At 71.0% G+C, this 14,714-nt stretch carries 13 protein-coding genes; 5 read left to right on the top strand and 8 right to left on the bottom strand.

Features of this window, described 5'->3' with window-relative positions:
* Positions 1-39 precede the first annotated feature (39 nt).
* Positions 40-705 carry a heme oxygenase (biliverdin-producing) gene (locus ACFU8Q_RS29400; protein ID WP_384459283.1) on the bottom strand — a complete coding sequence of 222 codons (666 nt, stop codon included), beginning with the start codon at positions 703-705 and terminating at the stop codon, positions 40-42.
* A gap of 249 nt (positions 706-954) precedes the next feature.
* Positions 955-1,812, bottom strand: coding sequence for a type I methionyl aminopeptidase (gene map, locus ACFU8Q_RS29395; protein ID WP_384459280.1), 858 nt, complete (start codon positions 1,810-1,812; stop codon positions 955-957).
* A 58-nt stretch (positions 1,813-1,870) separates the two neighbouring features.
* Here map and ACFU8Q_RS29390 point away from each other — a divergent pair, with 58 nt between their 5' ends.
* Positions 1,871-2,101 (top strand): hypothetical protein, encoded by a 231-nt coding sequence (locus ACFU8Q_RS29390; RefSeq protein ID WP_384459277.1) that lies wholly within the window; start codon positions 1,871-1,873, stop codon positions 2,099-2,101.
* A 42-nt stretch (positions 2,102-2,143) separates the two neighbouring features.
* Here the strand turns inward: ACFU8Q_RS29390 and ACFU8Q_RS29385 are convergent, their stop codons facing one another.
* Both ACFU8Q_RS29385 and ACFU8Q_RS29380 read right to left on the bottom strand, forming a co-directional pair.
* Positions 2,144-3,466 (bottom strand): MFS transporter, encoded by a 1,323-nt coding sequence (locus ACFU8Q_RS29385; protein ID WP_384459274.1) that lies wholly within the window; start codon positions 3,464-3,466, stop codon positions 2,144-2,146.
* A 118-nt stretch (positions 3,467-3,584) separates the two neighbouring features.
* Positions 3,585-4,184 (bottom strand): hypothetical protein, encoded by a 600-nt coding sequence (locus ACFU8Q_RS29380; protein WP_384459271.1) that lies wholly within the window; start codon positions 4,182-4,184, stop codon positions 3,585-3,587.
* Positions 4,185-4,325: 141 nt separating this feature from the next.
* Between ACFU8Q_RS29380 and npdG the strand changes: the two genes are divergently transcribed.
* Both npdG and ACFU8Q_RS29370 read left to right on the top strand, forming a co-directional pair.
* Complete coding sequence (gene npdG, locus ACFU8Q_RS29375; RefSeq protein ID WP_384459268.1) at positions 4,326-5,036, top strand: NADPH-dependent F420 reductase; 711 nt, start codon at positions 4,326-4,328, stop codon at positions 5,034-5,036.
* 111 nt (positions 5,037-5,147) lie between these two features.
* Positions 5,148-5,321, top strand: coding sequence for a hypothetical protein (locus ACFU8Q_RS29370; RefSeq protein WP_384459265.1), 174 nt, complete (start codon positions 5,148-5,150; stop codon positions 5,319-5,321).
* Positions 5,322-5,329: 8 nt separating this feature from the next.
* On the opposite strand, the gene ACFU8Q_RS29365 is transcribed toward ACFU8Q_RS29370, so the two are convergent.
* The gene (locus ACFU8Q_RS29365; RefSeq protein ID WP_384459262.1) at positions 5,330-6,127 is read right to left on the bottom strand and encodes a site-2 protease family protein; all 798 of its coding nucleotides are present in this window, start codon (positions 6,125-6,127) and stop codon (positions 5,330-5,332) included.
* Between the two features lie 231 nt (positions 6,128-6,358).
* Between ACFU8Q_RS29365 and ACFU8Q_RS29360 the strand changes: the two genes are divergently transcribed.
* Entirely contained in the window at positions 6,359-9,754 is a 3,396-nt protein-coding gene (locus ACFU8Q_RS29360) for a BTAD domain-containing putative transcriptional regulator (RefSeq protein ID WP_384459259.1), read from the top strand.
* A gap of 232 nt (positions 9,755-9,986) precedes the next feature.
* Here ACFU8Q_RS29360 and ACFU8Q_RS29355 read toward each other — a convergent pair whose 3' ends face one another.
* The 3 genes from ACFU8Q_RS29355 to panB all read right to left on the bottom strand — a co-directional run bounded on the left by ACFU8Q_RS29355 (position 9,987) and on the right by panB (position 12,873).
* Entirely contained in the window at positions 9,987-10,835 is an 849-nt protein-coding gene (locus ACFU8Q_RS29355) for an ABC transporter permease (protein WP_384459256.1), read from the bottom strand.
* A complete protein-coding gene (locus tag ACFU8Q_RS29350; RefSeq protein WP_384459286.1) occupies positions 10,832-11,854 on the bottom strand; it encodes an ATP-binding cassette domain-containing protein in 1,023 nt (340 codons plus the stop codon). The genes ACFU8Q_RS29355 and ACFU8Q_RS29350 overlap by 4 nt, the downstream gene beginning before the upstream one ends.
* Positions 11,855-11,985: 131 nt before the next feature.
* Positions 11,986-12,873 (bottom strand): 3-methyl-2-oxobutanoate hydroxymethyltransferase, encoded by an 888-nt coding sequence (gene panB / locus ACFU8Q_RS29345; RefSeq protein ID WP_384459253.1) that lies wholly within the window; start codon positions 12,871-12,873, stop codon positions 11,986-11,988.
* Positions 12,874-13,048: 175 nt separating this feature from the next.
* On the opposite strand from panB, the gene ACFU8Q_RS29340 reads away from it, so the two are divergent.
* Positions 13,049-14,662 carry an MFS transporter gene (locus tag ACFU8Q_RS29340; RefSeq protein ID WP_384459250.1) on the top strand — a complete coding sequence of 538 codons (1,614 nt, stop codon included), beginning with the start codon at positions 13,049-13,051 and terminating at the stop codon, positions 14,660-14,662.
* Positions 14,663-14,714: the final 52 nt, after the last annotated feature.

Below are 14,714 nucleotides of genomic sequence, written 5' to 3'. Positions count from 1 at the left end.
GTGCACCCCCGTCACCCCGCCGGCCGCGCCGCCGAGACGCTAGGCGCTGAGCGGGAAAACGTCGCCCAACTCCCGGAACACCGCCGTGTTCAGCGCGAACGCGCGCTTGCACTCGTCGACGATGCGCTGCTTCTCCAGGTCGTCCGCGTTCACCGCGTCCAGCAGCTCGCGGTAACCCCGCTTGAACGAGGCGGGATTGGAGATCTCCTCGAAGACATAGAACCGGACCCCGTCACCCTTGCGCGCGAAGCCCCAGGTCTTCTCCGCCTTGTCGCGGATGATCTGGCCGCCCGAGAGGTCGCCGAGATAGCGCGTGTAGTGGTGCGCGACGTAACCGGCGGGCCAGGTACGGGCGCACTCGGCGACCCGGGTGGCGTACGCGGCCGTGGCGGGCAGCGGCTCCAGGCCCTCCCGCCAGTCCGCACCCCGCAGATGGGTCAGATCGCGCTCCAGCTCCGCGGTGCGCATCAGCTCGGACCGTATGAACGGACCGGCGACCGGGTTGCTCCGCAGCGCCTGCGCCCCCTCTTCCAGCGCCCGGTACACGAACCACAGCTGTTCGGTGTAGCGCGTGTACGCGTCCACACCCAGGCGCCCGCCCAGCAGATCGCTCATGAAGGTCGAGGTCTCCGCCTCGGCGTGCTGTTCGTGCGACGCGGTGCGGATGAGCGTCGAGAAGGGGGTGGCGGCGGCGATTGCGTCCAAGGCGGGCCTCCGGGGACCGAGGGGACGGGAAAGTCCGGGAAGAGACGAAAAAATGCCGCAGCGACCACGTACGGCGGCGGCTGTCGACAACTCCGATCTTCCTACTTAGGCTTACCTAAGTCAACAACTTCCCGACGGTCTGTCGGTAAAAACGATACGCCGGGTTCCGCTTTCGCGCGGGAGTACGCGAAAGCGGCCACCCGGAGATGGCCGCTTTCGAAGGAACCGAAGGATCAGTGTGGTCGGTGGTTACGGGAGCGTCAGGATCTCGGCGCCCGTCTCCGTCACCACCAGCGTGTGCTCGAACTGGGCGGTGCGCCTGCGGTCCTTCGTCACCACGGTCCAGCCGTCGTCCCACATGTCGTACTCATGGGTGCCCAGCGTCAGCATCGGCTCGATGGTGAACGTCATGCCGGGCCGCATCACGGTGGTCGCGTGCGGGCTGTCGTAGTGCGGAATGATCAGTCCGGAGTGGAACGAGGAACTGATCCCGTGCCCGGTGAAGTCCCGCACCACCCCGTACCCGAAGCGCTTCGCGTACGACTCGATGACCCGCCCGATCACATTGACCTGCCGCCCGGGCCGGACCGCCTTGATGGCCCGGTTCAGCGACTCCTCGGTGCGCTCCACGAGCAGCCGGGACTCCTCGTCCACGTCGCCGCAGAGATACGTGGCGTTGTTGTCGCCGTGCACACCGTTGATGTACGCCGTGACGTCGAGGTTCACGATGTCGCCGTCGCGCAGCACCGTGGAGTCCGGGATGCCGTGACAGATCACCTCGTTGAGCGAGGAGCAGAGCGACTTGGGGAATCCGCGGTAGCCGAGCGTCGACGGGTAGGCGCCGTGATCGCACATGAACTCATGGGCGACCCGGTCGAGTTCGTCCGTCGTGACGCCCGGGGCGATGTGCTTGGCGGCCTCCGCCATCGCCTGCGCGGCGATTCGCCCCGCGATGCGCATGCGCTCGACGGTGTCGGCGTCCTGGATCTCCGGACCGGTGTACGGGGTGGGGGCCGGCTTGCCCACGTATTCGGGGCGCCGGATGTTTCCGGGCACGGTACGGATGGGAGTGATCTCCCCGGGTGCGAGCAGCGACTGGCCAGACATGTCAGCGAGTCTAACCAGCGTGCGTGGGGCAGCATGGCACCGAGGGAAGGAGCCGGAAATGGCCCTGTTCAAGAAGCGCACGGTCGGCAAACCGGGCGAGTGGTACTACTGCCTGCAGCACCAGAAGGTCGAGGAGGGCCCCGAGTGTCCGGCCAAGGACCGCTTCGGACCGTATACCTCCCCCGAGGCGGCGCGGCACGCGATGGAGACCGCGCAGGAGCGGAATCTCGAATGGGAGACGGACCCCAAGTGGCACGACCGGGAAACGCCGCCCGACCCCGAGGCGTGAGTGGAGCGATGACCGGGGGCCCTGCCCCCGGACGTCCGCTCCTCAGGCGCCGGAGGGGCTGGATTCCGCAGCCTTCTCCGCGCTGCGCCGCGCGCGCCCGCGTACCGCGTCCTCGTCCGTCCCGGAGTCGTACGTCAGCAGCTTCGGCAGCGCCGCGGTGAGCAGCGCGACCGAGGCCACGCACGCCACACCACCGCTCCAGACCGCGGAGCGGGTCCCCGTCCAGCCCGCCATCGCGCCGGCCCGCACCTGACCCAGTTGCGGGCCGACGCTGTACGAGAGCACCTCGATGCCCGCGAGTCGGCCCCGCAGCTCCTCCGGGATGGTCTGGTTCCAGATCGTGGAGCGGCCGAGACCGCTGAGCATGTCGCCCGCGCCCGCCACCGCCAGGCAGACCAGCACCAGCCACACGTCGCCGAACCACCCGGCAGCCGCGATCGCCATCCCCCAGACCGCCGCCCCGAACACGACGAACAGCCCGTGCCGCCGCACCCGTGACGTCCAGCCGCTGGTCAGACCCAGGACCAGCGAGCCGACGGACCCCGCCGCGTACATCAACCCCAGCGACCACCGGGCATCCAGCTCGTCCGCGAGGAACGGGAAGATCGTGTTCGGGAAGGCGAAGAACATCGCCGCCAGGTCGACCGCGTACGTCCCCAGCAGCACCGGCCGGCTCCAGGCGTATCTCGCCCCCTCGGCTATGCCGCGCAGTGAAGGCTTCGGGCTGTCCTGGGCGGGCGGCGCGGGGGTCAGCCGCAGACACAGCAGCACGGACACGGTGAACGTGACCACCGTGACCGTGTACGCCGTGGCGTGCCCGGCGTAGGCCACCACGAGTCCCGCCACCGCCGGGCCGGTGATCGCGCCGAACTGCCAGCGCAGCGAGTTCAGCGCGGCGGCGGCGGTCAGCTGGTCGTGCGGCACGATCCGGGCCATCAGGGAGTCCAGCGCGGGCCGCTGGAGCCCGGCGAGCGCGGAGACCCCGCCCGCCACCAGATAGAGCGGCCAGAGCATCGGGTCGGGCAGTGCGGCGTTCACCAGGAGGACGAGAGCCAGCACCCCCAGCCCGGCCTCGGTGCCCAGGATCACCTTGCGGCGGTCCGCGGAGTCCGCGAGGGCCCCGCCGTACAGACCGAAGACCACCAGCGGCACCAGCTCGACCGTGCCCATCGCACCGACGGCCAGCGGTGAACCCGTCAGCTCCTTGATCTGGAGCGGCAGCGCGATCAGTGCCATGAAGCTGCCGAAGTACGTCACCAGACCCTGGACCCAGAGCAGCCGGAAGTCGGCCGACGAACGCAGGGGCGAGAGGTCCGGCAGCAGGGCGGAGAGCCGGGCCGCCGCCGGGGAGGGAGCTGAGGTCACGAGGGGTCATGGTCCGGCGCCGTAGATGCTGTTTGCAACAGATTTTCCTGGAGGCGGGGAGCCCCTCAGAAGCTGGTGGCCCGGGGGTGCGACGGCTCCCGTCGTGGACCCGGGACGTTCACCAGCGGGCCGGTGGCGGGGCCGTCAGCTGGTCGGCGAGCCGGGACAGCCGGTCCCGGAAGCGGTTGCCGCGCGGCGCCGGGGCGCTGTTCTCGCCGGCCGCCGCGCTCACCAGATGTTGCACGGTGTCCAGGTCGACGTCGTCGGTGCCGGTCACCGCAAGCGTCTCGTGGGCGAGCCCCCGCACCTCCGGATCGCCACCGTCCAGCGAGAGGACCGTCGCCCCGGCCCGGCGGGCGTCGTGGACCCGCTCCAGCAGTCCGGCACCGGGCCGCTCCGGGGCCACCAGCAGTAGCGTCTCGCCCCGCCCGGCCGCCTCGATCCGGCCCAGACCGACGGCCAGATGCGCCGGGTCGCCAGGCTCGACCCGGTGGCGTACCAGGGTGGGGGCAAGCTCCGGCAGCCCGGACCAGGTGGACTCGTCGACCAGATGGGCCGCCAGATGCCACGGCTCGTACGCCGCCGTCCCCACCAGCAGCAGCCCGCCGCCGTGCGGGACGACGGACGACCTGAGCGCCGCGGCGAACCGCCGGGCCGCGGCGGGCCACTCGGTCCCGGCGAGCACTTCACGCAGCAGGGCGACGCGTACGGCATCCATGGCCCGGCATCATGCCGCAGAAGCATCGCCCGGCACCGGGGAACGGCTCCGAACCAGCCGATCGGAGCCGTCGTGGAGCGACGGATCCCTCAGTGGGACTGGAACTGCTCCCCGTTCGTGGCGGGCAGTAATGTCACAGCCATGACTACGAATGACAGTGGCAGCGCAGCCAAGCCCCCCGCCAAGGACCCCTGGGACCTCCCCGACGTCTCCGGGCTGACTGTCGGCGTACTCGGCGGTACCGGGCCGCAGGGCCGCGGGCTCGCCTACCGGTTCGCCCGCGCCGGGCAGAAGGTGATCATCGGCTCCCGTGCCGTCGACCGCGCACAGACCGCAGCCGACGAGCTGGGCCACGGCATCGAGGGCGCCGACAACGCGGAGTGCGCGCGGCGCAGCGACGTCGTGATCGTCGCCGTGCCCTGGGACGGCCACGCCAAGACCCTGGAGTCGCTGCGCGACGAACTCACGGGCAAGCTCGTCATCGACTGCGTCAACCCGCTCGGCTTCGACAAGAAGGGTGCCTACGCCCTGAAGCCCGAGGAGGGCAGCGCCGCCGAGCAGGCCGCCGCCCTGCTGCCGGAGTCCCGGGTCACCGCGGCCTTCCATCACCTCTCGGCGGTGCTGTTGCAGGACGAGGCCATCGAGGAGATCGACACCGATGTGCTGGTGCTCGGCGAGGCCCGCGCCGACACCGACCTCGTACAGGCGCTGGCGGGCCGGATTCCCGGCATGCGCGGCATCTTCGCCGGGCGGCTGCGCAATGCGCACCAGGTCGAGTCGCTGGTCGCCAACCTGATCTCCGTCAACCGCCGCTACAAGGCGCACGCCGGTCTGCGCACCACCGACGTCTGAGCGGCTCTCCGGCCCCCGAGGGTTGTTCCCGGCGCACCCTGCGGCGAGCGGAAAGGGGCATGAGGGACACTGGACGGGACCACGCATCACCCCGGACAGGAGCCGTTCCTCATGCCCCGCCTCGCTCTCTACGCCATCGCCGTCTGCGTCCTGGCCGTCGTCGCGGCCGTGATCTCGTTCGTCCAGGGCAGCCTGCTCGGGATCGTCTGGGTGCTGCTGGCCGGGCTCTCGTCCAACATGGCGTGGTTCTACCTGCGCCGGCAGCGCGCACGGTCCGCCGGCTGAGGGGCGGATCAGAGGCCGACCGCGCAGACCGGGTCGGCCGACCGCCAGAAGCGGTAGGTGTCGAAACCGCAGTACGTCGTGAAGTCGCTGACGCCCAGTGCCCGCAACAGGGAATGGATCGCGTCGAAGAACACGTGGTTGACCTCGGGAATCCACAGGATGCCGAAGACCGCGATCAGCCCGAACGGGGCGAACGGCTCGACCTGCCGTCGGATCCGGTGCGAGAGCCAGGGCTCGATCACGCCGTAGCCGTCCAGCCCCGGCACCGGGACGAAGTTGAGGATCGCCGCGGTGATCTGGAGCAGTGCCAGGAATCCCAGCGCGTACTGGAAGAAGGCCGGGACGCCGTCCAGCGCGTGCAGCCAGAACGGCGCCGTGCAGACGAACGCGAACAGCACGTTCATGAGCGGGCCCGCCGCGGAGATCAGGCTGTGCCTCCAACGCCCGCTGATCCGGCTCCGCTCGATGAAGACCGCACCGCCGGGCAGACCGATACCGCCCATGATCACGAACAGCACCGGCAGCACGATGCTCAGCAGAGCATGGGTGTATTTCAGGGGATTGAGGGTCAGATAACCCTTCGATCCGATGGAGATGTCCCCGCTGTGCAGCGCGGTACGGGCGTGCGCGTACTCGTGCAGACAGAGCGACACCACCCAGGCCGCCGTCACGAAGAGGAAGACCGCGACCCCGGGCTGCTGTGCGAAATCCGTCCACACCGCCCAGCCCGACACCGCCATCACGGCGAGGATCCCGAGGAAGACCGGGCTGATCCGCCGGTCGCTGCGGGCACTTGCGGTGGTCATCGGCGAACTCCTGGTGGCTGACCGGAAGGGGGACGGGCGGTGCGCGGCGAGAGCGACCGTACAGGCGACACGTCGTAAACGTCTCGCGTCGGGGCGGTGGTTCCGTGAAGGGTGGGACCATGACGAACGACCCCGGCGCACGGCGCACACCGCGGGCACCGCGCACATACCGCACGCGGGTGCGGACGTACGTATGTCCACTGACCGATCCCGGTCGCGGAGAATAGGCGCGTGCGCTACTGCATCCTCGGCACCACCCAGGTACTCGGCGACGACGGCACGGCCGTCGCGCTCGGCGGGGCGCGGCTGCGCGCCCTGCTCACCGTCCTCGCCCTGCGTCCCGGCCGCACCGTCCCGGCCGCCGTGCTCGTCGACGAGGTGTGGGACGGCGACCCGCCGGCCGACGCGGTGGGTGCCCTGCAGGCGCTCGTCGGACGGCTGCGGCGGGCCCTCGGCCATGCGGCGGTCGCCTCGGCGGAGAGCGGCTACAAGCTCGCCGCCGAGCCGGACGCGGTCGACCTGTACCGCTTCGAGCGGCTCGCGGGGGAGGGGGCGCGGGCGCTGGAGGAGGGCGACGCGGCGAAGGCCCAGGCCGCGTTCGACGGCGCGCTCGCCCTGTGGCGCGGACCGGCCCTGGCCGATCTGCCCGACCGCGGCGCCCTCGCGGCGCGCTGGGCGACCCGCCGCCTGGACGCCCGCCGCGGCAGGCTCGCCGCGGCCCTCGCGCTCGGCCGCGCGGACGAGGCCCTGCCCGAACTGGCCGCCCTCTGCGTCGAGCACCCGATCGACGAACCGCTCCAGGCGCTGCGGCTGCGGGCGCTGCGCGACGCCGGGCGTACGGCGCAGGCGCTGGCCGCGTACGACGAGGTGCGCACCGTGCTCGCCGACCGGCTCGGCACCGACCCCGGACCCGAACTGCGCTCCCTGCATGCCGAGTTGCTGAGCCAGGAACCGGCGGGCCCAGCGGGTGGCGTGGCCCCGGTGGTCGCGGCCACCGAGACCACGGAGGCCGAGCCCGCCACCCCCGCCACCGCGACAACACCCGCCACGACTGCCCACCCGCACCGGCCCCCCACCGCCCCGCCGCAGGGAAACCTCCGGGCCCGGCTCACCAGCTTCGTCGGGCGCGAAGGGGACATCGACGCCCTGCGCGCGGACCTCGCGCACGCCCGGCTGGTCACCCTCCTGGGCCCCGGCGGCGCGGGCAAGACCCGGCTCTCCCAGGAGGCTGCCGAATCCGTCGCCCCCGCCTGGCCGGACGGCGTCTGGCTGGCCGAACTCGCCCCCGTCGACGACCCCGAGGCCGTACCGGAGGCCGTGCTGACCGCCGTCGGCGCCCGCGAGACCGTGCTGCGCGGAGCGGGCGCCGAGGAGCTCCGGGTCGCCGAAGGGAACGCGAGCGACCCCCTGGTACGTCTCACCGAGCACTGCTCCCGGCGCCGCATGCTGCTCCTCCTGGACAACTGCGAACACCTCGTCGGGGCCGCCGCCGCCCTCGCGGACCATCTGCTCTCCCACTGTCCGGAACTCACCGTGCTCGCGACCAGTCGTGAACCCCTCGGCGTGCCGGGCGAGTTCGTCCGCCCCGTCGACCCGCTGCCCGACCCGATGGCGCTCCGGCTGCTCGCCGACCGCGGCGCCGCCGCGCGGCCCGGCTTCCGGATCGACGCCGACGAGGAGACCGCGGCCGCCGCCACCGAGATCTGCCGCCGCCTCGACGGACTGCCGCTCGCCATCGAACTCGCCGCCGCCCGGCTGCGGATGCTCACCCCGCGCCAGATCGCCGACCGGCTCGACGACCGGTTCCGCCTGCTGACCAGCGGGGCCCGTACCGTACTGCCCCGACAGCAGACCCTGCGCGCCGTCGTCGACTGGTCCTGGGACCTGCTCGACGCCGCCGAACGCGCCGTCCTGCGCCGCCTTTCGGTCTTCGCGGGCGGCTGCACCCTGGCCGCCGCCGAGGCCGTCTGCGCCGACGGGCCGATGGACGCGCGCGAGGTCGCCGGGCTGCTCGGCTCGCTCGTCGACAAGTCCCTCGTCGTCTCCGCGCCCGCCGACGACGGCGAGATGCGCTACCGGCTGCTGGAGACCGTCGGCGAATACGCCGCCGAACGGCTCGACGGGACCGGGGAGCGGAACACCGTGGAGCGCCACCACCTGGTGTACTTCCGGGAGCTGGCCCGTACCACGGACCCCGAACTCCGCGGCGCCGGACAGCGGCCCGCCATCGACCTCCTCCAGCGCGAGTACGAGAACATCCGCACCGCCCTGCGCCGTGCCGTCGCCGCCCGCGACGAGCAGGAGGCGCTCTGCATGGTGCTGTCGCTCTGCTGGTACTGGCAGATGCGCGATCTGCGCACCGACGCCCTCCAGTGGGCCGACGCGACCGCCGCGCTGGGCCCCGACCCCTTCGCGCCGCCCGCCGAGCCCGCGCCGTCCCTCCACGAACGCTGCACCGACGCGCCGCCGCCCATGTCGCCCGAACTGCTCCAGGAGGCGCGGCGCCAGGTGGCGCTGGTCCAGCTGGTCAGCATGGACCACTCCGAGAACGTGTGGGCCGACCAGAAGGGCATGGCCCGGCTGCGCGTCATCGCGGACACCTACCGGGCGGGCCAGCCGCAGACCTGCCGCACCCCCGCGTCGCTCTGGTTCTTCGCCGTCATGCTCACCGGTGAGCCCGGCGATCTGCGGGAGCTGCTGGACGAAACGGTCCGCGCCAGCCGCGAGTACGGCTATGAATGGGAGCTGGCCGGGGCCCTCCAGATGCGGGCGAACGTGCTGGCCAACCGGGTCGAATGGGCGGGCGACGCGCGGACGGACGCGGACGAGAGCCTGGAGATCTTCAGCCGGCTCGGCGACGACTGGGGCGTCGCCGAAGCGCTCTCCTCCCGGGGCGAGGCCAACGAGAGACGGGGCGATTACCCGCGCGCGGCCGACGACTTCCGGGCGGCCATCGGCTACGCGGAGCGGCTCGGCGCCCAGTCCCAGGTGGCGGTCCTGCGCGCCAGATACGCGTCCGTCCTCACCGAAATGGGCCGGGGCGACGAGGGCGAGAAGATCCTCCGCGAGGTGATCGCCGAGGAGCACGGGACGGGGCACGAGGCGAGGCCCATCGCCCGGCTCCAGCTCGCGCTGTGGCTGGGCAGCAGTGGCCGCACGACCGAGGCGCGCGGTCAACTGGCCTTGCTGAGCGAGGAGTTCCGCTCCGAGACCATGGCGATCTTCGAGGGGTTCGTGATGGGCGGGCTGGCCTGGCTGGACAACGAGGACGGACTGTACGTCGAGGCCCTGTCCCGGGGTCTGGAAGCGCTGGCGCGGTCCCACGACACACTGTCGCAGATGGTGGCACCCCAGATGTCCGTCCTCCATCTCGTCACCATCGCACGGGCGTTGGCCGGAATCGGCGGCGAGCGACGGGCCACGCTCGCGGCCCGGCTGCTGGGGGCCGGCCGGCAGTTGCTGCCCCGGGGGCATGTGCCGACGTCGAGGGAGCGGCACGACTACGCCAGAGCGGAGGAACTGGCCGTCGCCGTCCTCGGCCGGGCCGCCTACGACGCCGCGTACGCCGAGGGCGGCGGCCTCACCCTGGAGGAGGCCACCGCCCTCGTCGACGCGTACCGGGAGTGAACCTCGGCACCGACCTCCGGCCGACCGCGTATGTACCGGCACCGACCTCCGGCCGACCGCGTATGTACCGGCACCGACCTCCGGCCGACCGCGTACGTACCGGCACCGACCTCCGGCCGACCGCGTACGTACCGGCACCGACCACCGGCCGACCGCGTACGTACCGGCACCGACCACCGGCCGACCGCGTACCGGCACGGGCACCGGCACCGGCCGGCATCGGGACCTGATCTCAGGACTTCTTGCGGAACTTGGCGACCGCGAGCGGCGCCATCACCGCGGTGATCACCGCGGCCCAGCCGAGCGTCACCCACACCGAGTGGGCGACCGGTCCGCCCATCATCAGGCCGCGCGCCGCGTCCGCCAGATTGGACAGCGGGTTGTAGTCGGTGAACGTCTGGAGCCAGCCGGGCATCGTCTTGGTCGGGGCGAAGATCGAGGAGCCGAACTGGAGCGGCATCAGCACGATCATCCCCATTCCCTGAACCGCCTGGGCCGTCTTCATGGCCAGCCCGAGCAGGATGAAGATCCACATGATGGCGGCACCGAACACCGCCGACAGCGCGACCGCCTCGATCAGTCCGAGAACCGAGGTCTGCAGCTCCATACCGAGCGCGAAGCCCATGCCCAGCAGGATCAGCGTGGCGATCATCATCCGGCCCAGCTCGACCACGATCTTCGCGATGAGGACCGAGGAGCGGGCGATCGGCATCGTCCGGAACCGGTCCATGACGCCCTTGCGGAAGTCGTCGTTGACGCCGGTGCCGACCGCCATGGCGATGTTCATGCCCATCATCGCCATCAGCCCGGGGACCAGATAGTTCAGATACTCCTGCCGACCGCCGCCCATGCTGCCGCCGACCGAACCGCCGAACACGTACACGAACAGCAGGATGAAGATGACCGGCATCAGGAGTACGTCGAACATCGACTCCGGATCCTTCTTGATCTGGAGGACGTTGCGCCGGGCCAGCGCTCCGATGTGCCGCAGATTGGCGCGCAGCCCGATCCGGCCCTCGTCATGGGGTGCCTTCGCCGGTTCGGTCCCGGTGGGTGTGGGCGTCAGAGTCGCTGTGCTCATGCCGCGACCTCCTCGGGGATCGATGCGGCGGCGGAAGCGGACTTCTCGCCGGTGATGGCCAGGAAGACCTCGTCCAGGCTGGGCAGCGCGGTGGCGACATGCGCCAGCGAGAAGCCCCGGGTGCCGAGCAGGCCGATGACGGCGGTCAGCTGCTCGTCGCTGAGGATCGGTACGTACAGCAGTCCCTCGTCCGGGACGGCCTGCGCGCCCGAGACCCCGTCCAGACCGGCTTCCCGGATCGCCTGCGCCATCGCGGGCAGCTGCGCCGGGTCCGACGGCCGGATCTGCAGGGTGCGTCCGCCGACCTTGGCCTTCAGCTCGTTCACCCCGCCGCGGGCGATGATCCTGCCCTGGTCGATGACGGTCAGCTCGTTGGCGAGCTGCTCGGCCTCTTCCATGTACTGGGTGGTGAGCAGTACGGTCGCCCCCTCCGCGACCATCCGCTGCACCTCGTCCCAGACCTCGTTACGGGTCCGGGGGTCGAGCCCCGTCGTCGGCTCGTCCAGATAGAGGACGGCCGGGCTGCCGATCATCGAGGCGGCCAGGTCGAGCCGGCGCCGCATGCCACCGGAGTAGTCCATCGCGGCCTTCCTGGCCGCGTCGGTGAGTGAGAACCGCTCCAGGAGCTCGTCGGCCCGGGACCGGGCGGTCCTGCGCGGCAGATCGAGCAGCCGCCCGATCATGTAGAGGTTCTCCCAGCCGGAGAGCTTCTCGTCGACCGAGGCGTACTGCCCGGTCAGACCGATGGTGCGGCGCAGCTGCCGGGGCTGCTTCACCACGTCGTAGCCCGCCACGGTGGCGTGTCCGGCGTCGGGGAGGACCAGCGTGGACAGGCAGCGGACGAGCGTGGTCTTGCCGGCACCGTTGGGGCCGAGCACACCGAGCACGGTGCCCTCGCGGACATCGAGGTCCACGCCGTCCAGAGCCTTGGTCGAGCCGTAGTGCTTGACCAGTCCCCGGACCTCGACGGCGTTCGTGCCGCTCCTGGGGTTCTTGTCGATTCGCGTCATGCCCACCATGGGACCAGGCGCCACCGACAGTCCACCGACAACGGGCCGACAGCCCGCCGATGGGGGATGTCGGCGGGCTGTCGGTGGTGCGGGCAGTGGTCCGTGCCGGGACCGGTACGGCCGACCGGGCCCCGAGGGGATCAGTGGAACGTGTGCTCGGGGGCGGGGAAGCTGCCGCCCACGACCTCCTCCGCGAACTCCTTCGCCGCGTCACCCAGCACCTGGCGCAGGTTCGCGTACTGCTTGGTGAAGCGCGGCACCTTGCCGCCGGTCAGCCCGACCATGTCGGTGTAGACCAGCACCTGGGCGTCCGTGTCGGGTCCGGCGCCGATGCCGACGGTCGGGATGTGCAGGGTGCGGGTGACCTCGGCGGCCAGCTCGGCCGGCACGAGCTCCAGGACGACGGCGAACGCGCCCGCGTCCTGCACGGCCTTGGCGTCGCGCAGCATCTGCTGGGCGGCCTCCTCGCCGCGGCCCTGCACCCGGTAGCCCATCGCGTTGACGGACTGCGGGGTCAGACCGATGTGGGCCATGACCGGAATACCGGCGTCGACCAGCAGCCGGATCTGCTCGTGGCTGCGCTCACCGCCCTCCAGCTTGACCGCACCGACGCCGGACTCCTTGACCAGCCGGGTGGCGTTGCGCAGGGCCTGGACGGGCCCCTCCTGATACGCCCCGAAAGGCAGGTCGCCGACGATCAGGGCGCGCTTGGTGCCCCGTACGACAGCGGCGGAGAGAATGGCGATCTCGTCCATCGTGACGGGCACGGTGGTTTCGTAACCGAGGTGACAGTTGCCCATCGAGTCGCCGACGAGCATGACCGGGATACCGGCCTCGTCGAAGACGGACGCGGTCATCGCGTCATAGGCGGTGAGCATGGGCCACTTCTCGCCGCGCTCGGTGGCGGCGGCGATGTCATGGATGGAGATACGGCGGGTGCTCTTGCCTCCGTACAGCGCCTTGCTGCTGTCGGTGGGGGCACCCGCGGGGGATGCGGCGGACTTGCTCTGCGCAGCCTGCAGCGACATTGCCAACGGCTCCTTCGTCATCTCGAGGCGCCCTGTCGGCGTCCCCGGACCGGTTCCATGGTGGCATCCCGCGCCCGTTCACGGGAAGTGGGCCCGCGCACGCGCGCCGACGGCATCCCGGTAAAGACTTTCCAATACGAGACGGTATCGTATCGAAAGAATATAAGCTCCTGGCATGTCAATGCCGTCGGGCCCTCGCGCCGCCCTGCCCCAGATACCTGAGGCGGTCCATCGCCGCCGTTGGGCGATCCTCGTCGTTCTGATGTTCAGCCTGCTCATAGTGGTGCTGGACAACTCGATCCTGAACGTCGCGGTCAAGACCATCGCCAGCCCCGCACCCACCGGCCTGGGTGCCACCCAGAGCGAGCTGGAATGGGCGATCAACGCCTACACCCTCGTCTTCGCGGGTCTCCTCTTCACCGCGGGCCTGCTCGGCGACCGCGTCGGCCGGAAGAAGGTACTGCTCTTCGGCATCCTGCTGTTCGGAGTCGGCTCCGCCCTGGCGGCGATGTCCGACTCGCCCGGGGAACTGATCACCTGGCGTGCCGTGATGGGCTTCGGCGCCGCGTTCGTCATGCCGGCCACGCTCGCCGTCCTGATGAACGTCTTCGAACGCGACGAGCAGCCCAAGGCCATCGGGATATGGGCCGGCAGCGTCGGCCTCGCCATCGCGATCGGCCCGATCACCGGCGGACTGCTGCTCGAACACTTCTGGTGGGGCTCGATCTTCCTGGTCAACGTGCCCGTGGTGATCGTCGCGCTGATCGCGATGGTGGCGCTGGTGCCGGACTCCAAGGACCCCAATCCTGGCCGGATCGACCCGTTCGGGGTCCTGCTGTCCATCGTCGGTCTGGTCCTGCTGGTGTACGGCATCATCCGCGGCGGCCAGCTCGCCGACTTCGCCGACCCCGCCGTGCTAGCCTCGATCATCGGCGGCCTGGTCGTCCTGGCCGGGTTCGTCCGGTACGAGAAGCGCAGCAGCCACCCGGCCCTCGACATCACCTACTTCAAGGAGCCGTCGTTCTCCGCGGCCGTCGCCGCCATAGCGCTGGTCTTCTTCGCGCTGATGGGTGTGACCTTCTTCTCCGCCTTCTACATGCAGAGCGTGCGCGGCTGGAGCGCGCTCCAGTCCGGTCTGCTGATCCTGCCACTGGCCGCCGCCCAGATGATCTTCGCACCGCGCGCCCGGCTGGTCGTCGACCGGTTCGGCGCCCGTGCGGTCTGCACCGTCGGGATGCTGCTGGTCGCGGTCGGCCTGGCCGCGTTCGCGCTGTTCGACGCCACCACGCCGGTCTGGGTGCTGTGCGTTCTCTTCTTCGTCCAGGGCACGGGCATGGCCCATGTGATGACGCCGGTCACGGTCTCCGTGATGCAGGCACTGCCCAGGGAGAAGGCCGGTTCCGGATCGGCGGTCAACAACACGTTCCGGCAGGTCGGCGGGGCGCTCGGGATCGCGGTGCTCGGCTCGGTGCTGTCCACCGTCTACCGCGGCAGCATCGAAGGGCACCTCGGTGCCGTTCCGGCCGGTGCCAGGGAGGCGGCGGGGGAGTCGATCGAGGCGACGCTCGGCATCGCGGACAAGCTGGGCCCGGCGGGCGCCCCGCTGGTTGCCGCCGCGAACGACGCGTTCCTGAGGGCGATGCATGTCACCGCCATCGGTTCGGCGGCCATCGCCCTGGTGGGCATGCTCGTGGTCGGGCTGTTCCTGCCGGGGAAGGCGTCCGCAGGACAGGGGGCCGAGGGGTCCGGCAAGGGCGAACGGCCGGTACGTGCCGGGGCGGACCGGTGATGGCCCCGGCGAGCTGAAACGTGCCGCCCTCGGGTTCCGGACAGATCCCCGG

It is taken from the genome of Streptomyces sp. NPDC057543 (genome assembly GCF_042801895.1).
Classification (GTDB): Bacteria; Actinomycetota; Actinomycetes; order Streptomycetales; family Streptomycetaceae; genus Streptomyces.
This window is presented reverse-complemented; position numbering and strand designations above follow the sequence as displayed.